The following is a 22,276-nucleotide window of genomic DNA, read 5'->3' as shown; positions in this document are numbered from 1 at the left end:
GGGCTGTTTAATGGATGCATGCCCATCCTCAACAAAGACATGTCCCTGTGCATCTCGTTGGCTGCGCGACCCAGCAACATCGGGACCAGGTTCCATAACTATCTCTATGACCAGTTGGGCCTGAACTTCGTTTACAAAGCCTTTGCCCCCGCCGACATCACCATGGCGGTCGCGGGCATCCGCGGACTTCCCATCCGTGGAGCCGCAGTCTCCATGCCCTACAAGGAGCAGGTCATTGACCTGGTGGACGTCATGGACCCCTCAGCGAAGGCCATCGACTCCGTCAACACGATCGTGAACAATGACGGCGTCCTCACCGCCTACAACACCGACTACATTGCCATCGCGCGGCTCCTGAAGGACCACGAGGTGCCGACCAGCCACTCAGTATTGCTCCGGGGCGCGGGCGGGATGGCCAAAGCTGTGGCCGCCGCCCTCCGTGACGCCGGGTTCACCGACGTGACCATCGTGGCGCGCAACGAAACCACGGGCAGGGCGCTCGCAGGGCTGTATGGCTTTACGTGGCAGGACGACGTGAACGAATCCACAGCGGACCTCATTATCAACGTCACGCCGCTGGGCATGGCCGGTGCGGACGAGACTGCCCAGTCCTTCGACGACTCCACCATTGCAGCGGCGAAGATGGTGTTCGACGTCGTCGCCTTACCGTCTGAGACTCCGCTGATCGCTGCGGCGCGCCAGGCCGGCAAGCCCGTCATCACGGGAGCGGAAGTGATTGCCATCCAGGCGGAAGAACAGTTCGTTCTGTACACGGGCGTCCGTCCCACTCCCGAACAGGTCCGCGAAGCGTCGGAGTTTTCGCGGCGCCAAGCCTAAGGTCGGGCCCCGGGGCCCTCCCGCCAGCGCCCCGGGCCTGTGTCAGGCGCTGACCGGCTCCACGACGACGGCCACCCTCTCCTCCCCGATCCGGGTGAGGACCAGGGTGGCTGTCTTGGGTTTTCCGGCTTTCCCGGCAGGTTTGCCCGGCAGGAGTTGCTTGCGGAGCTCTTCCGGCGTGACCGCTGTTCCGCGCTTCTTGATGTCCAGTACGCCGATTCCGTTCGCTTTTACCCAGGCCTTGAGGGCTTTGACGTTGTATGGCATGACGTCCAGCACCCGGTAGGCGCGGGCGAAGGGCGTGTCGCGCAGCTCCGGCGCGCAGATGTAGGCAATGTGCTCGTCCACCAAGTGGCCGTTCAGCATTCCTGCCACATCCGCGACGAGGCCCGCCCGGATCACTGCGCCGTCCGGCTCGTACAGGAATCCCTCCACGGGCCCGACGGCGGCTGCCGGGCCGCCGTCGAAATCCTCACCGCTGGTGATCTCCGCAGCGCCCTGGGGGCCGATCACCAGGGCCGCCCGACGGACACCGGGCCGCGCCACTGCGTTGAACCACAGCGTTACCTCGGTGACGTCGCCACCTACGGACACCCACTGCGCTTCGCAGCCTGCGGGAACTGATTCGTGGGGCATGCCCGGACCCATCTTGACGCCGACGGCGCGTCCCGTGGCGGCAAGGCCTTCCACGAACGACAACGGCGGAGAGAAGGCTTCCGGGTCCCAGATCCGCTTGGTTCCGGAGGTGGACGTGGTGCGCCGTGCCGGATCAAGCCACACCCCGTCCACGCCGTCCAGGTCAACGGAGGTGGCATCGGAATGAAGGACCTTGGCGTGGGGGAACGGCATGAGGTTGATAGTGGCGCACGCGGCTGTGGTCTCGTCCATTTCAACGGCGGTGACGTTGATGTCCATGGAGGCCATTGCCATGGAATCGGCGCCCAATCCACAACCCAGGTCAGCTACGTGCAAAATCCCGGCCTTGGCGAAACGTTCGGCGTGACGTGCCGCAACGTTGAGCCTGGTGGCTTGTTCCAGGCCGGCCTGGGTGAAGAGCATCTGCCGGGCGAACTCTCCGAACTTTGCCTCCGCGCGGGTCCTGAGGCGGGATTGGGTAAGGACCGCGGCGACCAGCTCTGCCGGGTGCCCGGCCTTGCGCAGTTCCTGGTTCACTGCCATGGCGTCGGCCTCTTTGTAGGGCCCTAACGAGGCGAGAAGCTCCCATCCTTCGGTAGTCAGCAACGGCGCGAGGTGGTCCTGGGGAGCGTGGGGCATGCCATCCAGCCTAACGTTTATGACCTGCGGGCCGGGACCGGCCAGATCATCCGGATAGGGTTGTTTCATGGAAGACACCGCAACCCCGCAGCCCTCCGACACCAACAATCCGGACGACCACAGTTCCGCCCGTTCCGGAGCCGAAGAGCATAGCCCCGGCCGGTCGCTTTCTACTTACGCCCGCCCGGCGTTGATCGCCGGCGTCGTCATCGCCGTCGTCTGCGTGGCGCTGTTGATCGTTATTTTCGCCTTGGATGCCTTCAACGCAGCTGCCTATTCCGTCTCCGGAAAAAACATTGGCGACGCGACGGACGAGGCCCGCGATATCCGCGAACTCCACAGCGGCGCCCGTGCAGGGGGAATCATCGGTTTGGTGATCTCCGGCGTCGTAGCTGTCGGCGCCGGCGTCGTGCTCTACCTGAACCGCGGAACAGCGGGCGGCAACGACGACGATGACTACGATCTCGAGGACCTCCGGGAGCAGTAATCCGGGTTCACCCATGACGAAATGCTGGCACTCACCTTGACCGAGTGCTAACGCCTTACATAGAGTCTTGTTAGCACTCTCCCCGTGAGGGTGCTAACCACTACCGCCAGGTACGCTGCCGGCACCGCGACGACGGTTGCACGCCTCGGCACCCTTGTTCTTAGTCCATGAATCAGCTCATGAAAAGGAGAGATCCGAGTGTCGGTCTCGATTAAGCCTCTTGAGGATCGTATTGTTGTTCGCCCGCTCGAAGCAGAGCAGACCACGGCTTCCGGCCTGGTCATTCCGGACTCCGCACAGGAGAAGCCGCAGGAAGGCGAAGTTGTTGCAATCGGCCCCGGCCGCTTCGATGACAACGGCAACCGCGTGCCGGTTGACGTAGCTGTTGGCGACGTCGTTATCTACTCCAAGTACGGTGGAACCGAAGTCAAGACCGGTGGCAACGAGTACCTCGTTCTGTCCGCCCGCGACGTCCTCGCGATCGTCGTAAAGTAACTTCCTGGAATCCCGCGCTGCAGGCCCGCTTGGAATATCTTCCAGCCGCCTGCGGTGCGGGTTTTCCGTTCTGAAAGGACACAACCATGGCAAAGCAGCTTGCGTTTAACGACGCTGCCCGCCGGTCCCTCGAGGCCGGTATCGACAAGCTCGCCAACACCGTCAAGGTGACGCTTGGTCCCCGCGGCCGCAACGTCGTCCTGGACAAGAAGTGGGGCGCCCCCACGATCACCAACGACGGCGTGACGATCGCCCGCGAAGTTGAGCTGGACGACCCCTACGAGAACCTTGGCGCACAGCTTGCCAAGGAAGTCGCCACCAAGACCAACGATGTTGCCGGTGACGGCACCACCACCGCCACCGTGCTTGCACAGGCCCTGGTCAAGGAAGGCCTGCGCAACGTTGCAGCCGGCGCCGCACCTGGCGAAATCAAGCGCGGCATCGAGGTTTCCGTCGAGGCCGTTGCCGCCCGCCTGCTGGAGAACGCCCGCGAAGTCGAAGGCACCCAGGTTGCCAACGTCGCTGCCATCTCCGCGCAGAGCGAAGAGGTCGGCGAACTGCTGGCGGAGGCCTTCGGCAAGGTGGGCAAGGATGGTGTCATCACCATCGAAGAGTCTTCCACCACCCAGACCGAACTCGTCCTCACCGAAGGCATGCAGTTCGACAAGGGCTACCTTTCCCCGTACTTCGTCACCGACGCAGAACGCCAGGAAGCCGTCCTCGAAGACGCCCTGATCCTGATCAACCAGGGCAAAATCTCCTCCCTGCAGGAATTCCTGCCGCTGCTGGAGAAGGCGCTGCAGGCCTCCAAGCCGCTCTTCATCATCGCCGAGGACATCGAGGGCGAAGCCCTGTCCACGCTGATCGTCAACCGCATCCGCGGCACGCTCAACGTTGTTGCCGTCAAGGCTCCCGGCTTCGGCGACCGCCGCAAGGCCATGCTGCAGGACATCGCCACCCTCACCGGTGCGCAGGTTGTTTCCCCGGACCTGGGCCTGAGCCTGGACACCGTTGGCCTGGAGGTGCTGGGTACGGCCCGCCGTATCACCGTCACCAAGGACCACACCACCATCGTTGACGGCGCCGGAACCGAGCAGGACGTTGCGGACCGCGTTGCCCAGCTCCGTGCTGAGCTCGCCCGCACCGACTCCGACTGGGACCGCGAGAAGCTGCAGGAACGCCTGGCCAAGCTGGCCGGCGGCATCGGCGTCATCAAGGTTGGCGCTGCTACCGAAGTCGAGCTCAAGGAAAAGAAGCACCGCATCGAGGACGCTGTTTCCTCTACGCGTGCCGCCCTTGAAGAAGGCATCGTTTCCGGCGGTGGCTCGGCCCTCATCCACGCCCTCAAGGCCCTGGACGAGGACCCGGCCGTCAAGGCACTCGAAGGCGACGCCGCCGCTGCGGTTGGCATCGTCCGCCGTGCACTGACCCAGCCGCTGCGCTGGATTGCCCAGAATGCAGGCTTTGACGGCTACGTTGTGGTTGCCAAGGTTTCCGAGCTCGAGGCGAACCACGGCTTCAACGCCAAGTCCGGCGAGTACGAGGACCTGACGGCTGCCGGCATCATCGACCCCGTCAAGGTCACCCGCTCTGCCCTCCGCAACGCCGCTTCGATCGCTGCCCTGGTTCTCACCACCGAGACCCTGGTTGCCGAGAAGCCGGCCGAGGAAGAAGACGCACACGCAGGCCACCAGCACTAGGCTGCCTGCCCCAAAGAGCCCCGGTCACGCCCAGTGGCCGGGGCTTTTTGCTGCCTCGCCGCGGCTGCAAACCGTCCCTCTATCACCTCCCGCCGGCTTTCGGGCGTCCCTCTATCACCTCCCGCCCGCTTTCGGCCGTCCCTCTATCACCTCCCGCCCGCTTTCGGCCGTCCCCCTATCACCTCCCGGTCCCGGCCGACGTCATTGGTGCGGAAGCCCGGCAACCGGCTGATACTTTGCGTGGAATGCGTCACATGGCGGTCGGTAATCTTGACTAAGTATCCTTATTATCGTTTTGCCTCGTCACAGCAGTGTTGGTCCTCCGGGCGCAGCCCCGGCACGGTCCCGATCCTTAGTGCAAGGTGCGCTGATTGGCGTTCCCCGGCGCCTCCGGGCAAGCCACTTGACTGGGTCGCATGCTCCAAACCGCATATGATGGAACCTTTGCAAAATAGCCCCTGAGGAATCGCCTAACGTGTCTGCATCAACGATCCAACAGCCCGCCCGTCCCGACAGGCGGGCTCATGGACCCGTTGCCAAGTCAAAGTTCCGCCCGGAAATACAGGGTCTCCGTTCGCTCGCGGTCCTCATGGTGGTCAGCTACCACATCTGGATCGGCCGCGTCTCCGGCGGTGTGGATGTTTTCCTGCTGATCTCGGCGTTCCTCATGACGCTCCAGTTCACCGGGCGCTACAAGCAGCGCCGTCCCATGGACTTGGTCAGGCACTGGCTGCACCTGTTCCGGCGCCTGCTGCCGGCCGTCGTCGTCGTTCTGCTTGGCACCCTGGCCGCCACCTTTGTGTTCCTGCCGCCCACGCGGTGGGTGGAAGTGGTGAACCAAGGCTGGGCGTCGTTGTTCTATTTTGAGAACTGGCTGCTCCAGACGCTGGCGGTCAATTACTACGCAACAGACCACAGCCTCGCCAGTCCGCTCCAGCACTTCTGGTCGCTGTCCATCCAAGGGCAGGTGTTCATCCTGTGGCCGGCCATTTTCGCCGCTGTGGCAGTGGTGTGCCGGAAGTTCCAGCTCCGTTACCGGGCGTCGTTGGCCTACGTGTTCGCGCTGATCTTCATCGCTTCGCTGACGTACTCCATCATCTTCACCGCCAACAACCAGGCAGTGGCCTACTTCGATACGTTCGCCCGGCTATGGGAATTTGCCTTGGGAACCTTGGTTGCCTTGATCCTGCCTGCCCTGGACTTCTCCAAACCCGTCCGTGTGGTTATGGGTTGGGCGGGGGTCGCCGCGATGCTCAGTTGCGGCATCCTCCTGCAGGTGCAGACGGCGTTCCCGGGCTTCGTCGCCCTGTGGCCAACCCTTGCTGCCGTTGCCGTCATCGCGGCAGGCCAAACGGGCAGCCGCCTCGGCGTGGACCGCATCCTGAGTTCAAAGTTCCTCGTCCGCCTGGGGGACAATTCCTACGGGCTGTATCTGTGGCATTGGCCCATCCTGGTGATCTACCTGGCGTGGAGCGGCAAGGACCACGCCGGTTGGTTGTCCGGCTCGGCGATCATTGCCCTTGCTTTGGGCCTGGCATTCCTTACCACCAAGTACGTGGAGAAGCCCTTCCGCGAATGGAAGTGGCCGGAGGTGAAGCGGCGCCGCGCTGCCATCTCCATCGCCGTGTGCCTGGCAGTTGCCAGCGCTCCGATGGTGGGCTTCCAGTACAAGCAGTACCTTGACCAAAAGGCCGCTGAAACCCAGGCCTTCAATGACAATCCCGGCGCTCACGCGTTGCTTCCGGGTTACGTCGATCTGGTGAGCGAGGGAGCCAGGACCCTGCCCACGGCCGAGCAGTTGCCGGAGGATTGGGCCCGCCTGAACGGCACGTGCGAGGGCGCCGACAAACCCGAGGATAAGCTCCTCGCGGAGAACTGCCAGCAAAACGATGTTGGCGATGACGCCGTGAAGCACATTGTGGTGCTGGGGGATTCCCATTCGCAGCAATGGCTTGCGGCGCTTGGCCCCATGGCTGAAGCGCATCGCTGGAAGGTGACGGCGCTCCTCCTGGGCGGCTGCCATTTCATGCCGGAAAACCCGGACGCGGAGGACCAGTGCAACGAGTTCAACTCTGCGGCCTTCCGCTACGTGGCGTCCCAGACTCCGGACGCAGTGTTCATGGTGGGCACCATGGCGTCCCCGTCGTCCCCGGATGAAAAGCTTGTTTATGGTTTCGACCAGACCGTCACCAACCTCAACGACCTCGGCATCCAGGTGGTGGCCGTCCGCGACAACCCCCGGTACGACTACAACGTGACCGAGTGCGCCCTCGCCAAGGGCGTGGACAGCGCCGAGTGCAAGTCGGACCAGCCCGATGTCCTTGCACCAACCAGTCCGTTCGCCCAAGTACAGAGGACCTTCGGTAACGCCGCGTTCCTGGACATGACCGATTTCCTGTGTGACGGCACCACATGCCCCAGCGTCATCGGCAACGTGTTCGTCTACCTTGACGACAACCACTTGTCCCGGACTTACGTCAAGAGCATGGGCGATATGTTCTCCGAGAGGTGGTTTGCCGCGACTGGATGGGCGCAATGACGGAACAGACAATAAGCACGACGGCGGAGCGCACCTTCCGCCCGGAGGTCCAGGGCCTGCGGGCCCTGGCCGTGTTGATGGTCGCCACGTACCACATCTGGCTCGGCCGGGTGTCGGGCGGGGTGGACGTATTCCTGCTCATCTCGACATTCCTGCTGACGCTGTCCTTCACCAGGAAACTTGAAGGCGGCAGGCCCCTGCGCCTGCTGCAGCACTGGCTGCACGTGTTCAAGCGGTTGCTGCCCGCCGTCGTCGTTGTGCTGCTGGGAGTCCTCACTGCCACGTGGGCGTTTGTTCCGCAGAGCCGCTGGCCGGACGTTCTGGCGGAGGCCTGGGCCTCTTTGCTGTACCGGCAGAACTGGCAACTGGCTGATTCCGCGGTGGACTACTATGCGCAGAACCATTCAGGCGCCAGCCCCCTCCAGCATTTCTGGTCTTTGTCCATCCAAGGGCAGGTCTTCATCCTGTGGCCGTTGATCTTCGCCGCCGTGGCCCTGCTGCAGCCCTTCCTTGCCAAGGTTTTGCCCGGCAGGAAGGCAGTGGGCCACCGGTCTCTGCTCCTGATGGCGTTCGGGGCCGTCTTCGTGGCGTCGCTGGTGTACTCCATCGACCAGACGGCCAACAACCAAAGCTACGCCTACTTCGACACCCGCACCCGGCTGTGGGAATTCGCGCTGGGATCCTTGCTCGCCCTGGCGTTGCCGTACCTGAAACCGGGCCCCAAGCTTCGTGTGGTCCTCGGCTGGGGCGGCCTGGCTGCCATGCTTTCCTGCGGACTGGTGCTCACGGTTGACCGTTCTTTCCCCGGCTTTGTTGCCCTGTGGCCCACCCTGGCCGCGACCGCAGTGATCGTGGCAGGGCAAAGCGGAAGCAGGATCGGAGCCGACCGCTTCCTTGCCTCCCGCCCGCTGGTCATGGTGGGGGACAACTCCTACGCCTTGTACCTGTGGCACTGGCCGGTCCTGGTGTTCTTCCTCCTGGTAACGGAAACCACCACGCCCAACCTGCTGCAAGGACTGGCCATCATGGCCGTTTCCATGATCCTGGCGGTGGCCACCACCCGGTTCGTGGAACGTCCCATGCGCCGCTGGGAGTGGCCCAACGTGCGTTCCTGGCGTGCCGCCGTCGTGATTGCCTCCTGCGGTGCCCTGCTCGCGCTGCCTGTCACCGCCTGGCAGGGTGCCATCTCGGCTGAGGGGGCGGCGATCGCCGACCAGCCCATGGAGCTGACCCCGGGTGCCGCTGCGCTGGCACCGGACAAAGCCGGGCAGCCGACTCCCGAAGCGAAGATCATCCCGGCGCCGGCCGCCATGAAGGATGAGTGGGCGGACATCGACGGCCTCTGCACCGGCGATAACGTCCCGTCGGATCCTCTGCTGGAGGGCTGCCTCCAGAACGATCCGCCGGAAGTCACCACCAAAAAGATCGTGGTCCTGGGTGACTCGCACGCGCAGCAGTACATGGCGGCACTGGGCCCGATTGCCAAAGCGCATGGCTGGGAAGTCGTGACGCTCCTGAAAGGCAATTGCCGGTTCGGCGCGGAGTCCACAGAACGGCCGGACGACTGCAACGCGTTCAACAAAGCCAGCGCGGACTACGTCCTGGAACACAAGCCGGATGCCGTGTTCACGGTGGCATCCCTGACCCACGTCACTGAACCGTTTGAAACAGAGGTCCCGGGCTACCTGGAAGGCATCAAGCCCTTTACCGATGCCGGAATCGACGTCGTGGGTGTTCGGGACAATCCGCGCTTCAGCATCAACATGCCGGAGTGTGTCCAGAAGAAGGGGCCGGATTCCCCCGACTGCAACGCGCCATTGGAGCACTCGTTGGCGGCGTCCTCGCCATTGGACGACTACGTGGGCAAAGTGGACGGGCTGTACCTGATGGACATGAGCGATTTCATTTGCGCGCAGGGTACGTGTCCGGCCGTGGTGGGCAATGTGTACGTCTACAAGGACGACAACCACCTCACCAAAACATACGTGCAGAGCATGATTCCCATGTTCGAAGAAAGGCTGCTGGCCGCGACGGGTTGGGCTACTTCCCGGTAGCCATGGGTGCCCTCCGCGGTTGAAATGCACTACGGCGGCCTGCCGCCAGTGCCGTTGCTCACACTCAGCTGCCGCGGAATATGGCGATCGCCGCGGAGGTTCTAGTATTTATCCAACACTTCTGCACAGGCCAGTCCCGTAATGACGGGCTGGTCATCAGTTGCAACCCCTACCAGTTCCAGTCCCCAAACCCAGGTAAGAGGCGCACTCATGACCCAGCCCGAACACGATCCCTTTGGCTTCGTAGGCCTCACCTACGACGACGTCCTGCTGCTGCCCGGCCACACGAACGTCATCCCGTCCGAGGCCGACACGTCCTCGCGCATCTCCAAGCGCATCACGGTCCAGACGCCCTTGCTCTCGGCAGCCATGGACACCGTGACCGAGTCCCGCATGGCCATCGCCATGGCGCGCCAGGGCGGCCTCGGTGTTGTCCACCGCAACCTGTCCATCGATGACCAGGCAGAGCATGTGGACCGCGTGAAGCGCAGCGAATCCGGCATGATCACCAACCCCGTGACCATCGGCCCCGAGGCAACGCTGCTGGAACTTGATGAGCTGTGCGCCCGTTACCGCGTCTCCGGCCTTCCCGTGGTGGACACCGACGGCCGTCTCCTGGGCATCGTGACCAACCGCGACACCCGCTTCGTTCCCGAATCGGATTTCCCGCTGCGCAGCGTCAGCGACGTCATGACCAAGATGCCGCTGGTCACCGGCCACGTCGGGATCAGCCGCGAGGAAGCTTCGCACAAGCTGGCCACCAACAAGATTGAAAAGCTGCCGCTCGTGGATGACCAGGGCCGGTTGAAGGGCCTCATCACCACCAAGGACTTCACCAAGGCCGAGCAGTACCCGCTGGCCACCAAGGACGATGAGGGCCGCCTGCGTGTCGGTGCGGCCATCGGCTTCTTCGGTGACGGCTGGGAGCGCGCCATGAAGCTCATCGACGCCGGCGTGGATGCGTTGTTCGTGGACACCGCGAACGGCCACTCCCAGGGCGTGCTGGACATGATTGCCCGGCTCAAGTCCGATCCCGTTGCCGCGCACGTTGACATCATTGGCGGCCAGGCAGCCACCCGTGAGGGAGCCCAGGCTCTGATCGACGCCGGTGCCGACGGCATCAAGGTGGGTGTCGGTCCCGGTTCCATCTGCACCACCCGCGTGGTGGCCGGTGTTGGCGTTCCGCAGATCTCTGCCATCTACGAATCCGCGAAGGCCGCGATTCCGGCTGGCGTTCCGCTGATCGCCGACGGCGGCCTCCAGTACTCCGGCGACATCGGCAAGGCGCTGGTTGCCGGCGCCGACACCGTGATGCTCGGTTCCCTGCTGGCCGGTTGTGAAGAGTCTCCTGGCGATCTCATTTTCGTCAACGGCAAGCAGTTCAAAAGCTACCGCGGCATGGGCTCCCTGGGGGCCATGCAGTCCCGCGGCAAGAACACGTCCTACTCCAAGGACCGTTACTTCCAGGCCGACGTTTCCGGTGACGACAAGCTCATCCCGGAAGGCATCGAAGGCCGCGTTGCCTACCGTGGGCCCCTGGCTTCGGTGGCGTACCAGTTGGTCGGCGGCCTACGCCAGACCATGTTCTACACGGGCGCCCCCACCATCCCGGAGCTGAAGGCGCGCGGCAAGTTTGTCCGCATCACCGCTGCAGGCCTGAAGGAATCGCACCCGCACGACATCCAGATGACGGTGGAAGCGCCGAACTACTCCCGCTGATTCCCTGCAGGATTGACGCGATCGAAGACTCCCCGTGGTGTTCCACGGGGAGTCTTTGCGTCCGGGCATGTTCCGCGGGCAACCGCGGTCCCTTCGCGGCTGGTGCCTTGGTGTCAGAGGGGAGGAATAGGCTGGGCGTATGTCAGAAAACCCAGGTGGCCCGGGCCGCGACCGGCCTATGCATCCGGAGTCCGTCCGGGTGACCAAGGCGCCGCCCCGGAAGCTGGCACTCCGGCCGTATGCACGCGCCGTCGGGCAGGTCCTGAAGGTCAGCTTCAAGGCCTCGCCCGCCGCCGTCATCATGAAGGTGGCCGGCTCGCTGATTTCAGCCACGCTGCCGCTGGTGACAACATACTTCGCTGCGTTGACCACAACGGCGCTGGCGGCCGGCTACGCAGGAGACCCCGACGCCGGTCCGCGCGCCATCCTGTACGTCGTCATCACGGCGGCGTTGGGACTGTTCTGGGGCGGCTTCAGCAGCGTTGACCGCTACATCCAGCAGCTCATGAGTTTCCGGGTAGGCGCAATCGTCGGCGACATGATGTATGAGCGCTTCCTTGCCTTGGAATTCTGGCGTTACGACGACAAGGAAACGGTAGACCTCTACGATCGTGCCAAGCGGTTCTCCGACTCCTATGCCCGCGTCCTTGACCGCATTGCCGCGATCTTCACGCAATTGGTTTCCGTTATCCTCGCCGTCGGAGCCTTGTTCCTGGTGAGCTGGTGGATTGCGGTGATCGTCCTGGTGGCGATCGTGCCCAGTGTCTATCTGCAGTTCAAACTTTCGCGTGAACAGATCGCCCACTGGAACACGCAGGTCGACTCCCGGCGGCAGCGCCGCATGATCGAACAGAACCTCCTGAGGCCGCAACACATTGCCGAGATGCGCCTCTACGGGATCGTGGGGTACCTTATGGGCCTCCGGTCGAGGTTGCGTGACGCGGACGAGCGCCGGCGCCTCGATTTCCAGAAGCGCTACATCCCCAAGCAATTGGCGGCCGACGCACTCCAGTACGGCGCCGAGGTGGTCTCGCTCATCTGGGTGGTCGGGCAGATCATTGCCAGGGCGCAGCCCGTGGGCCAGTTCCTCTACGTTCAGCAGATCGTGAGCCGGGCCCTGTCCACGGCCAACAACCTGGTGTCCTCGCTCAGCTCCATCGACGAAGACCTCGCCAACCTCAAGGACTACGAGCTCTTCATGACGCTGCCGGTGCCCACCGGCCACGAACCGCCGCTCCTGAAATCCCCGCAAACCGTGGAAATGAAGGACATCCGCTTCAGCTACACCGGCAGCGATATTGAAGTCATCAAGGGCATCTCGCTCACCATCAAAGCCGGGCAACACATCGCGATCGTGGGGGAGAACGGTGCTGGAAAGTCCACGCTGATCCGGATCCTGGCCGGGCTGTACCGGCCGGACTCAGGCCAGGTACTGCTCGACGGCGTCGACCTCGCCACCGTTGACGTGACCAGTTGGCACCGCCATCTGGCCGTGTTGAGCCAGGAGTTCCTCAAATACGAGTTCGCCACGGCCGCTGACAACATCTACCTGGGGGACGTCCAGCAACCCCGGGACGATCAGCGGATCAGGCGCGCGGCATCTGATGCTGAGGCCATGGACTTCATCAACAAGCTTCCCAACGGCTTGGACAACCACGTCAGCAACTGGATGGAGGATCCGCGCGGACGCAAGGGGAGCGGGCTGTCGGGTGGCCAATGGCAGCGCCTCGCCATGGCACGCAACTTCTACCGCGACGCATCCTTCATGGTGATGGACGAGCCCACCTCGGCCATCGATGCCCTGGCCGAGCACCGCATCTTCTCGCGGCTTTTCGCCGACCGCAGCAGTACCATCATCGCCATCAGCCACCGCCTGGCCACCATCGAGCAGGCTGACGTCGTCTACATGCTCGAGGACGGCCGGATCGCGGAGCAGGGAACGCATAAGGAACTTGTTGCGCTGCGTGGCCGGTACTTCCGGATGTTCGAGTCCCAGCTGTCAGTGGATGAGACCAGTCGGGCGGCTCCAGAGGCTTAGAGCGGTGGAAAACCGCGCGGCGTGCCGGGCGGTGCCTGGTTGCCGGAGGGGTCCAGTAGAGTTGTAGCCGTGACTTATGAGATTGAGATTGGCCGTGGCAAGCGTGGGCGTCGAGCCTACTCCCTGGATGACATCGCGATCGTTCCGAACCGACGGACGCGTGACCCGAAGGACGTCTCGGTCTCCTGGCAGATTGACGCCTACAAGTTCGACATGCCGGTGATTGCCGCTCCCATGGACTCCGTCATGTCCCCTGAAACGGCCATTGCCCTTGGCCGGCTGGGTGGCCTTGGCGTCCTTGACCTTGAAGGCTTGTGGACCCGTTACGAGGACCCGCAAAAGGTCCTCGACGAAATTGCCGGCTTGGCCGACGAAACCAGCAGCCCCGCTGTCACGCGGCGCATGCAGGACCTCTACCAGGCTCCCGTGCAGCCCGAACTCATCAGCTCCAGGCTCGCCGAGATCCGCGCAGCGGGAGTAACGGTTGCTGGTTCACTCACGCCGCAGCGCACCCAGGAGCACTACAAGACCGTGGTGGCTGCCGGCGTCGACATCTTCGTCATCCGCGGCACCACAGTCTCGGCTGAGCATGTCTCCAAGAACCACGAGCCCCTGAACCTCAAGCAGTTCATTTACGAGCTCGACGTTCCCGTGATCGTGGGCGGCGCGGCCGGCTACACCCCGGCGCTGCACCTTATGCGCACGGGCGCTGCCGGCGTCCTGGTCGGTTTTGGCGGCGGTGCGACGACCACCACCCGGCGTGCGCTTGGTATCCACTCGCCCATGGCCTCAGCCATCTCCGATGTTGCTGCCGCCCGGCGGGACTACATGGACGAATCCGGCGGACGGTACGTCCACGTCATCGTCGACGGCGGCATGGGCAGCTCCGGGGACATCGTCAAGGCGATCGCCATGGGCGCCGACGCCGTGATGCTCGGCAGCGCGCTGGCACGTGCCGAAGAGGCCCCCGGCCGCGGCTGGCACTGGGGTCCGGAAGCACACCACCTTGAATCACCGCGTGGGGATCGCGTCAACGTGGGAACCGTCGGTCCGCTGGAGGAAGTCCTGTTCGGACCGGGTCACCACACCAACGGCACGTCCAACCTCATCGGAGCACTCCGCCGGTCCATGGCCACCACGGGCTACTCGGACTTGAAGGAGTTCCAGCGCGTGGATGTTGTGGTTTCGCCCTACGAAAGCAACTGATTTCCTGACGTGAAACGCCCCTGCTGGTCCCGGTCTTTACGGGGACCTGCAGGGGCTTTTTTCGTTGCCCGGGGAAGTTCTCCCCATCGCGTTGTGTTGCCCCCGCACGTAGTCTGGCAGCCGAAGAACTATTGCTGTCATGAATCGGGGGAAGTATGGCGCCGGGAATCTACGGGGCAGACATTACACAACTGAGGTCTCTGTCAAAGGTGATGGGAACATCGGGGAACACGCTGGCCAACCTCGAGCTCAACATCAACGGGATTGTGGCTTCGGCCGCCTGGAAGGGCGCGGACGGCGATCGGTTCCGGGCTGACTGGTCAAGCAAGATGCGGCCCATGCTGCACAAGGCCAGCGAGTCCCTGCGAATCCAGGCAAAGGCCCTCCTGGTCCAGGCGGATGAACAGGAGCAGGCCAGCCAGACAGGCTCCGGAACGTCGCCCGGCCAGGGCCCGACGCCGGCTCAGCCTTCCACGCCCTTCACCCCCGTGGTGGATGCCAACGGCAACACTGTCTACCAGTCCTTGAACTTTGCGGCTTCCGGCAGCGGCTTCATTGCTGATGTCCTCCTGAACAGGATGGCCCAAGGCGGCCTCCTGTCCCGGATGCCGTGGAGCGTCCTCGGTGCACAGTACGGGCAGATGCCGGGCGTGGGCTATGTGAGGGGCACCCAGCTGCTCAATGGCCTGTCCATGGTGGGCCGCGCCGCCGGTGTCCTGAGCGTTGTAGGCGGCGTTGCCCAGTTCGCCGACGGGTACATGCGCGGCGATGGATATGCCATGGCCGATGGTGGCATCACCACGGTCCTGGCCGCCGGCAGCTTCGTGCCCGTGGTGGGTCCCTTCTTTGCCGGGGCAAGCCTGGCCTGGGCGGGAATGGGGTTCCTCGCCAAGGGGCTCGGCTATGGATCCACCTCGGAAATGGTGGTGGACGGGGCTAAAGCCGTGGCCGGCGCAGTAGAGGACGGAGCCCAAGCCATTGCGGACGGAGCCAAGAAGGTGTGGGGCTGGCTCGGTGGTTGACCGGCAGTCCTGGGATAGCGTTGTACAGACGAACAACATGAGGATGGCATGACACAGACAGCAAACGTGGACACACTGCGACTGACCGATCACGAACTCCTGGCGTTGCTTGCCATGAATCCCACGCCCGCCGCGGAAAGATCCCGGGAGCTGTTCCGCCTTGCAGGCGTGAACCACCAGGACGTGCTGGAGCAGGCGGGAATCACCACCCTCCTTGTGCGTGGCCTGGCGGAGGTTGCCGGCGAGGACATCGTTCCCGTGGACAAGGGAGCCATTGTGGCTGCCGTGGTCTCTACCGCAGACGAGTGGCTGGAGATGGCTTTGGTGACGCCCACCAGCGACCATGTGCTGTTCATTGCGGGTTCTGAGCAAGGCGCCGTCCTGCTGAACCTCAGCCGTTACGGGGTTCATGAGATCCAGCCGGTTGATTCGCGCTCAGGGATGCTGTCACTGGGTGTTGCGATCGCCAAGCAATACTTGGTGGACGGCCCTGACGGACTACCCGCAGCCGCGATGATCAAGCACCACCGGGCCGGGGGTGAGCCTTTGGTCGCCAACCTCAAGGCCGGTGAAGACGGCAGTTGGACACTTGCTGAGGGCGACGGCGACAATCCGCCTACCCGTCCGGTGCCCGCAACGGAGGCCCTCGCTTCCTTCGAGGCCGCGCTGACCTTCGCATGAGTCAACAGTTCCACTCTCCAGGGCACCATTCCAGGCAATACCCCCTGGATTACTGGCTGTCCCGTGATGTCGCCCGGGCCACCCCGGAAGGCACGCAGTCGGTATTGCGAAACATGGCCTGGAACCAAGGCCAGTGGCGTGGCCTCGCCGTCGCTTGTGGCGGAAGCGGGGCCGCGCTGCTGGCGGCAGCACTGCTCATCCTGATCCTCGGTGGCCCGGCCGTCGGGATAGTCCTGTTCGCTGTGGCCGGGCTCGGCCTCCTCGGCGGTGCCGTGCTTGCGTTGCAAAAGCTGCGCGGCGTGCCCCGTATCAAAGCCGTGATGCAGTCCAGGGCGCCCGGAAAATTTTCCTCCGGGCTCGGGCTGGCCGCCTTCCTGGCCGTGGTGTTTGGCATCGGGCTGTTCCCGGTTGTGGCCCCGTTGCTTCAAGGAGGACCACTCCAAGTCCTCGCGTTCGTGGCGGCCTACGCGTTGATGCTGGTGGTCGTTGTGAGCCTGTTCGCGGTCCCTGCCTTCTTCTCCGAACACGCACGCGAGCACTTCCGCAGGCGCATCGACGCCGATCTGCAACTGCGCCGATACCTGGAAGAAATGGCCCTCACGTGGCAGGACACCCAGGGCGGCAGGGCATTCGGCCCGCTGTAGGGACCGGCGCGCCCAAGGATCTCCGGGAAACCGGCACTGCCGCGGGCGGCGGCCAACCAGTAGGGTAGTGGACTACCAGCTGTTGCGTTTGAGGAGGAGTCCGATGAGCAATATCGCAGGCGGTTCGCAGGTGAATTCTGCGGGAGCCCTAAGCCCCGAGTCCCGTGCCGCATCCATTGAAGCGTTGAAGGCCACTGCTGAGGCAGGCAAGGAACTGGACATCCTGATTGTCGGCGGAGGCGTCGTGGGCGCCGGCGCCGCGCTTGATGCAGTGACCCGTGGCTTGACGGTGGGCATCGTCGAGGCGCGCGACTGGTCATCGGGCACGTCGTCGCGATCCTCCAAACTCATCCACGGCGGCTTGCGGTACCTTGAGATGCTGGATTTCGCCTTGGTGCAGGAAGCGCTCCAGGAACGCGGGCTCCTGATCCAGACCATTGCACCGCACTTGGTCCGCCCCGTGCCGTTCCTGTACCCGCTGACGCGGCGCTTCGTCGAGCGGCCCTACGTCGGCGCCGGCATCATGCTCTATGACACCCTGGGCCTCACCTCCGGCCACAGCCGTGGCGTGCCGATGCACCGGCACCTCACCAAGCGCGGCACTCTTCGTGCAGCTCCCAGCCTCAAGGACGACGCGTTCGTGGGATCCATCCGCTACTACGACGCGCAGGTGGATGACGCGCGATTGGTGGTCAACGTCGTCCGGACCGCCGCGCACTACGGAGCCCATGCTGCCAACCGGCTACGCGTGGTGGACTTCCTCCGCGAGGGTGAGCGCGTGGTCGGCGCCAAGCTTGAGAACCAGGAGGACGGCGAGGTTTTCGAAGTCCGGGCCAAGCAAGTGGTCAATGCCACGGGCGTCTGGACGGACGAGACCCAGGCCATGGTCACCGATCGCGGCCAGCTCAAGGTCCGGGCATCCAAGGGGATCCACCTGGTGGTTCCCCGCGACCGTTTCCAATCAACCGTGGGTCTCATCCTGCGCACGGAAAAGTCGGTCCTTTTCGTTATCCCCTGGGGTCGCCACTGGATCATCGGCACCACTGATACCGACTGGACGCTGGATAAAGCGCACCCCGCAGCTTCCAGCAAGGACATCGATTACGTCCTGGAGCACGTCAACCGTGTCCTGAAACGCCCGTTGACCCGTGAGGATGTGGAGGGCGTCTATGCCGGGCTCCGGCCGCTCCTCGCAGGGGACAACGACTCGACGGCAAAGTTGTCGCGGGAGCACGTCGTGGCGCATCCGGTTCCAGGGCTCGTGGTGGTTGCCGGCGGTAAGTACACCACATACCGGGTCATGGCCAAGGACGCCGTGGACGAGGCCACCCGGGCCATGGACGAGCGCGTCCCGCCGAGTTGCACGGATACCATTCCGCTGCTCGGAGCCGAAGGCTTCAAGGCAGCGTGGAACCGGCGCGCACGTTCAGCGGAGGAAGCCGGAGTCCACGTGGCACGGGTGGAGCACCTGCTGAACCGTTACGGCTCCATGACAGCCGAGGTACTGGATCTCATTGCGCGGCAACCGGAATTGGCGGAGCCGCTGCCCGGTGCGGACGATTACCTGGCAGCCGAAGTGGTCTACGCAACCACCCACGAAGGCGCCCGGCATGTACACGATGTCCTGACGCGCCGGACCCGGATATCCATCGAAGCCTGGGACCGGGGTGTGTCCGCCGTTCCGGTAGTCGCTAAGCTGATGGGAGAAATCCTCGGCTGGAGCGACACCCAGCGCGAAAGCGAAATCAAGCATTACTTGGCAAGGGTTGAAGCCGAAAGGCTCAGCCAGGAGCAGCCGGACGACGAGTCAGCGGATGCGGCCCGCATGGGAGTCGATGACATCATGCCCCTTCGCTGACATTCGCTTGGCTCCGCCGGGGGACTCCGGCCGGGAGGCCGCATCTGGAGGGAACAGGACTTGGCAGAACCACTTGACCGGTATGACGCGGAACTCACAACGCCGCAGACCGTCATTCTTGAACTCGTTGCCGAGGACAAGAATGACGCTGCGGCACAGTTGGCCGGAAAGCTTTACGAAGCAGGCAGGATTACGGACCTTGACGGGTTCCTGAAGCAGGTTCAGTCGCGTGAACACCAGCTGGCCACCGGCCTTCCCGGCGGGATCGGACTTCCGCATGCGCGCAGCGAGTTCGTGGACCGGATCTCCATCGCCGTTGGCGTCACCAAGTTCGGGCACGCCCTGGACTTCGGTGCCACCGACGGTCCCGCCACCGTCATCCTCCTGATCGCCACCCCTGCAAGTTCCTTCTCCGACCATTTGGAAGTCCTTGCCACGTTGGCGAGGTCACTGTCCAAGGAGTCATTCCGGGAATCCTTGCGCCGGGCCCACGACACCGAAGTCATCGCAGAGCTCATCAACTCCTCCCTGGTGTTCTTCGACCACTGACCCCGTTTCGTTGTTCTACAGCCGGACGAAGTACGGTTAAGGGGTGTTGAAAACTGCGTTGAAACCCCGCTGGATCGCAGGATTGGTCTTTGCGCTCCTGCTCTCCGGGGTTTTTGTGCTGCTCAGCCAGTGGCAGCTCAGCCGTTCAGCACAGCACGAACCGGCCACACCGTCCTCCATCGAGGAAGTCAAACCCCTGGTGGACGTCCTGAAGCCGGGGCAGTTCTTCCCCGGTTCGGTGGAAGACCAGATGGTCACAGCCAGCGGCAGCTATGATCCGGGCAAGCAGGTGCTCGTCGAAGGCAGGCTGTACGACAACCGCAAGGGCTACTGGATCGTTACGGCCTTCGCCGTGGATAACGCTCCCAAGCTCAGCGGAGCAGCGGCCTCACCCCAAACCTGGATACCTGTCGCACGCGGTTGGGTGGCCGAACCCGACCAAGCCGGACCGCCGCCGTCGGGCCCCCTGACGTTGACCGGCCGCCTGCTGGCCTCTGAAGCACCACTGCCCAATGTCGACGCCGGTCCAGGCCGGGCATCGGCGGTTTCCGTCGCGGAGCTCATCAACAAATGGGACGTTTCCAGCTACCCCGGATTCGTCGCAGCCACCGCTGAATCGACGCCTACGGGCCCGGTTCCGGCGAACGAGGCCGTGAAGGCCCTGAACATCCCGGCCCAGCCGCCTGCCACGCAGATCAACTGGTTGAACTTGTTCTACTCGGTTGAGTGGGTGGTGTTCGCAGGCTTCGCCCTGTACATCTGGTGGCGCATGGTCGCCGATGACTACCGTCGGGACCTCGAGGGCGACGAGTTCGACGGTGGCGACTTTGACGACGACTTCGACGACGGCGGCCCTCACCACAGCGGCGAAGCGCACCACAGCGACGAACCGGCCGTCAAGGAATCCCAGCACTCTGAACCAGAACATAAGGTACAGCCATGATTGAACCCAAACCGGCCATCCAGCCCGAACAGTCCGGACCCAAGCCCAAGAAGCGGCGGTTCGGCGGAACCGAAGCGCAGATCCGTTCGGCCCTGAAGTTCTACAAAGTGATGGCTTACCTCACCGGTGCCATGCTTCTCCTGCTGTGCGCAGAGCTGGTGGCCCGCTACGCCTTCGGTGTCTCGCTGTTCGCCGGCGGGACAAACGCCGTGACCGGCCAGCCGTTCGGTTTCGGATTCGCCCAGTCTGAACCGAAGGGCGTCATTGGCGGATTCAACATTTCCACCACGGTGCTGATCGTCCACGGCTGGATGTACGTGGTGTACCTGGTTTCCAACTTCCGGCTGTGGTCGCTCATGCGATGGCCGTTCTCCAAGCTGATCCTGTTGGCGCTGGGCGGCGTGGTCCCGCTCCTGTCCTTCATTGTGGAGAAGAAGTTCCACGCGCAGGTCGAGGCGGAACTTGCGGCCAACCCGAAAGCGTCAAAGCGGTACTGAAAACGTCGTCCGTCCGCCGGGTGGTGTGAGATCGCTTACGGTGGGCCCGTTTTAGGCTCTATTTGACCGTCGGGGGCGTTCCCCGGCGTGCGCCGGGGCGGCCGGGCAAAGTAGTCTTGTTTGGTGACTACTCCCACCGCACCCCAGACTTCCCAGAAGCCGGTGCTGGTTGTTGACTACGGTGCCCAGTACGCGCAGCTGATTGCCCGCCGCGTCCGCGAAGCAAATGTGTATTCGGAAATTGTTCCGCACACCTTCACCACCGAGCAGCTTCTGGCCAAGAACCCGGCAGCCATCATCCTCTCCGGCGGACCGTCCAGCGTGTACGCGGATGGTGCCCCCAAGGTTGACGCTGACCTCTTCGACGCCGGCGTTCCGGTTTTTGGCATCTGCTACGGCTTCCAGGCCATGGCGAACGCACTGGGCGGAAAGGTAGCCCGCACGGGCCTGCGGGAGTACGGCGCAACCGAAGCGCTGCTGGTGGGCGATGCCCGCTCCATCCTTGACGGCGTTCCCGCCACCCAGAACACCTGGATGAGCCACGGTGACTCCGTCCACGAGGCCCCGGAAGGCTTCGAGGTCCTCGCAACCACTGAGGGCGCCCCCGTTGCAGCGTTTGCCAATGACCAGAAGCGCCTTTACGGCGTGCAGTGGCACCCCGAGGTCAAGCACTCCGTCCTGGGGCAGCACGTCCTGGAGAACTTCCTCTTCAAGGGCGCGGGCCTGACGCCCAACTGGACCACCGGCAACATCCTCGAAGAGCAGGTGGAACGCATCCGCCAGCAGATCGGGGACTCGAAGGTCATTTGCGGCCTTTCCGGCGGCGTCGATTCCGCTGTGGCCGCAGCCTTGGTCCAGCGTGCCGTGGGGGACCAGCTGACCTGTGTCTTCGTTGACCACGGTCTGCTGCGTGAAGGTGAAGCCGAGCAGGTGGAGCGCGACTTCGTTGCAGCCACGGGCGTCAACCTCTACGTTGCCAACGAACAAGAGCGTTTCCTCAACGCACTGGCCGGGGTCAGTGATCCGGAGACCAAGCGCAAGATCATCGGCCGTGAGTTCATCCGGGCCTTCGAAGAAGCGGAACGGGCCATCATTGCCCAGGCCGCGGCCGAGGGTGAGAAGATCAAGTTCCTCGTGCAGGGCACCCTGTACCCGGACGTCGTCGAATCCGGCGGTGGTGAGGGCGCAGCCAACATCAAGAGCCACCACAACGTTGGCGGGCTCCCGGAGGACCTGCAGTTCGAGCTCGTTGAGCCGCTGCGCGCCCTCTTCAAGGACGAGGTACGCGCCGTTGGCGCACAGCTCGGCCTGCCCCAGGAAATCGTTGGCCGCCAGCCGTTCCCCGGCCCCGGCCTGGGGATCCGGATCGTCGGCGAAGTCAACAAGGAACGGCTTGACCTCCTCCGCAAGGCCGACGCCATTGCCCGCGCCGAGCTGACCGCTGCCGGCCTGGACAACGACGTTTGGCAGATGCCGGTGGTGCTGCTCGCAGACGTCCGCAGCGTTGGCGTGCAGGGCGACGGCCGGACCTACGGCCACCCCATTGTCCTGCGCCCGGTGTCCTCCGAGGACGCCATGACGGCAGACTGGTCGCGCTTGCCGTATGACCTTCTGGCACGTATCTCCAACCGCATCACCAACGAGGTGGATGGCGTCAACCGCGTAGTGCTGGACGTGACCAGCAAGCCGCCGGGAACCATCGAGTGGGAATAGCATCGTAAATGGCCGGTCT

18 protein-coding genes are annotated in these 22,276 nt (G+C 63.9%); 17 read left to right on the top strand and 1 reads right to left on the bottom strand.

What is annotated here, in order from left to right:
* Window positions 1-18: 18 nt before the first annotated feature.
* Complete coding sequence (locus tag RI444_RS15670; protein WP_021472473.1) at window positions 19-837, top strand: shikimate 5-dehydrogenase; 819 nt, start codon at window positions 19-21, stop codon at window positions 835-837.
* A gap of 42 nt (window positions 838-879) precedes the next feature.
* Here the strand turns inward: RI444_RS15670 and RI444_RS15665 are convergent, their stop codons facing one another.
* Window positions 880-2,112: a THUMP-like domain-containing protein gene (locus RI444_RS15665; protein WP_021472474.1), complete on the bottom strand. Its 1,233-nt coding sequence runs from the start codon at window positions 2,110-2,112 to the stop codon at window positions 880-882.
* A 67-nt stretch (window positions 2,113-2,179) separates the two neighbouring features.
* Here RI444_RS15665 and RI444_RS15660 point away from each other — a divergent pair, with 67 nt between their 5' ends.
* The 16 genes from RI444_RS15660 (at window position 2,180) to guaA (ending at window position 22,257) form a co-directional block, all read left to right on the top strand.
* On the top strand, window positions 2,180-2,599 hold the full coding sequence (locus RI444_RS15660; protein WP_021472475.1) for a hypothetical protein: 420 nt from the start codon (window positions 2,180-2,182) through the stop codon (window positions 2,597-2,599).
* Window positions 2,600-2,797: 198 nt separating this feature from the next.
* On the top strand, window positions 2,798-3,094 hold the full coding sequence (gene groES / locus RI444_RS15655) for a co-chaperone GroES (RefSeq protein WP_011775524.1): 297 nt from the start codon (window positions 2,798-2,800) through the stop codon (window positions 3,092-3,094).
* An 86-nt stretch (window positions 3,095-3,180) separates the two neighbouring features.
* Window positions 3,181-4,794: a chaperonin GroEL gene (gene groL, locus RI444_RS15650; protein ID WP_021472476.1), complete on the top strand. Its 1,614-nt coding sequence runs from the start codon at window positions 3,181-3,183 to the stop codon at window positions 4,792-4,794.
* 475 nt (window positions 4,795-5,269) lie between these two features.
* A complete protein-coding gene (locus tag RI444_RS15645; RefSeq protein WP_242703228.1) occupies window positions 5,270-7,333 on the top strand; it encodes an acyltransferase family protein in 2,064 nt (687 codons plus the stop codon).
* Entirely contained in the window at window positions 7,330-9,387 is a 2,058-nt protein-coding gene (locus RI444_RS15640; protein ID WP_316963829.1) for an acyltransferase family protein, read from the top strand. Before RI444_RS15645 ends, RI444_RS15640 begins: the two co-directional genes overlap by 4 nt.
* A gap of 210 nt (window positions 9,388-9,597) precedes the next feature.
* Window positions 9,598-11,106 carry an IMP dehydrogenase gene (gene guaB, locus RI444_RS15635; protein ID WP_021472479.1) on the top strand — a complete coding sequence of 503 codons (1,509 nt, stop codon included), beginning with the start codon at window positions 9,598-9,600 and terminating at the stop codon, window positions 11,104-11,106.
* 178 nt (window positions 11,107-11,284) lie between these two features.
* Window positions 11,285-13,144 (top strand): ABC transporter ATP-binding protein, encoded by a 1,860-nt coding sequence (locus RI444_RS15630; RefSeq protein WP_207605877.1) that lies wholly within the window; start codon window positions 11,285-11,287, stop codon window positions 13,142-13,144.
* A gap of 69 nt (window positions 13,145-13,213) precedes the next feature.
* Complete coding sequence (locus RI444_RS15625; RefSeq protein WP_207605718.1) at window positions 13,214-14,350, top strand: GuaB3 family IMP dehydrogenase-related protein; 1,137 nt, start codon at window positions 13,214-13,216, stop codon at window positions 14,348-14,350.
* A 212-nt stretch (window positions 14,351-14,562) separates the two neighbouring features.
* A complete protein-coding gene (locus RI444_RS15620) occupies window positions 14,563-15,372 on the top strand; it encodes a hypothetical protein (RefSeq protein ID WP_241650861.1) in 810 nt (269 codons plus the stop codon).
* Between the two features lie 48 nt (window positions 15,373-15,420).
* A complete protein-coding gene (locus RI444_RS15615) occupies window positions 15,421-16,053 on the top strand; it encodes a hypothetical protein (protein WP_062097422.1) in 633 nt (210 codons plus the stop codon).
* Entirely contained in the window at window positions 16,050-16,697 is a 648-nt protein-coding gene (locus RI444_RS15610) for a hypothetical protein (protein WP_031216587.1), read from the top strand. Before RI444_RS15615 ends, RI444_RS15610 begins: the two co-directional genes overlap by 4 nt.
* A 103-nt stretch (window positions 16,698-16,800) precedes the next feature.
* Complete coding sequence (locus RI444_RS15605) at window positions 16,801-18,555, top strand: glycerol-3-phosphate dehydrogenase/oxidase (RefSeq protein WP_062097420.1); 1,755 nt, start codon at window positions 16,801-16,803, stop codon at window positions 18,553-18,555.
* Window positions 18,556-18,615: 60 nt separating this feature from the next.
* Window positions 18,616-19,104: a PTS sugar transporter subunit IIA gene (locus RI444_RS15600; RefSeq protein WP_021472486.1), complete on the top strand. Its 489-nt coding sequence runs from the start codon at window positions 18,616-18,618 to the stop codon at window positions 19,102-19,104.
* Window positions 19,105-19,147: 43 nt separating this feature from the next.
* Window positions 19,148-20,047 (top strand): SURF1 family protein, encoded by a 900-nt coding sequence (locus RI444_RS15595; RefSeq protein WP_207605719.1) that lies wholly within the window; start codon window positions 19,148-19,150, stop codon window positions 20,045-20,047.
* Complete coding sequence (locus RI444_RS15590; protein ID WP_021472488.1) at window positions 20,044-20,544, top strand: DUF3817 domain-containing protein; 501 nt, start codon at window positions 20,044-20,046, stop codon at window positions 20,542-20,544. The genes RI444_RS15595 and RI444_RS15590 overlap by 4 nt, the downstream gene beginning before the upstream one ends.
* A gap of 123 nt (window positions 20,545-20,667) precedes the next feature.
* Window positions 20,668-22,257, top strand: coding sequence for a glutamine-hydrolyzing GMP synthase (guaA, locus tag RI444_RS15585; RefSeq protein WP_031216589.1), 1,590 nt, complete (start codon window positions 20,668-20,670; stop codon window positions 22,255-22,257).
* Window positions 22,258-22,276: the final 19 nt, after the last annotated feature.

It is taken from the genome of Paenarthrobacter sp. AT5 (genome assembly GCF_032764245.1).
GTDB classification, from domain to species: Bacteria; Actinomycetota; Actinomycetes; order Actinomycetales; family Micrococcaceae; genus Arthrobacter; species Arthrobacter ureafaciens.
The sequence above is the reverse complement of the archived record's forward strand: the minus strand, read 5'-3'. Positions and strand labels throughout refer to the sequence as shown.

Coding starts and splice junctions, on each gene's coding strand:
- RI444_RS15660 (WP_021472475.1), top strand. CDS start 2,180: ATGGAAGACACCGCAACCCCGCAGCCCTCCGACACCAACAATCCGGAC.
- RI444_RS15615 (WP_062097422.1), top strand. CDS start 15,421: ATGACACAGACAGCAAACGTGGACACACTGCGACTGACCGATCACGAA.
- RI444_RS15640 (WP_316963829.1), top strand. CDS start 7,330: ATGACGGAACAGACAATAAGCACGACGGCGGAGCGCACCTTCCGCCCG.
- guaB (WP_021472479.1), top strand. CDS start 9,598: ATGACCCAGCCCGAACACGATCCCTTTGGCTTCGTAGGCCTCACCTAC.
- RI444_RS15605 (WP_062097420.1), top strand. CDS start 16,801: ATGAGCAATATCGCAGGCGGTTCGCAGGTGAATTCTGCGGGAGCCCTA.
- RI444_RS15590 (WP_021472488.1), top strand. CDS start 20,044: ATGATTGAACCCAAACCGGCCATCCAGCCCGAACAGTCCGGACCCAAG.
- RI444_RS15620 (WP_241650861.1), top strand. CDS start 14,563: ATGGGAACATCGGGGAACACGCTGGCCAACCTCGAGCTCAACATCAAC.
- groL (WP_021472476.1), top strand. CDS start 3,181: ATGGCAAAGCAGCTTGCGTTTAACGACGCTGCCCGCCGGTCCCTCGAG.
- RI444_RS15665 (WP_021472474.1), bottom strand. CDS start 2,112: ATGCCCCACGCTCCCCAGGACCACCTCGCGCCGTTGCTGACTACCGAA.
- RI444_RS15630 (WP_207605877.1), top strand. CDS start 11,285: ATGCATCCGGAGTCCGTCCGGGTGACCAAGGCGCCGCCCCGGAAGCTG.
- RI444_RS15610 (WP_031216587.1), top strand. CDS start 16,050: ATGAGTCAACAGTTCCACTCTCCAGGGCACCATTCCAGGCAATACCCC.
- RI444_RS15670 (WP_021472473.1), top strand. CDS start 19: ATGCCCATCCTCAACAAAGACATGTCCCTGTGCATCTCGTTGGCTGCG.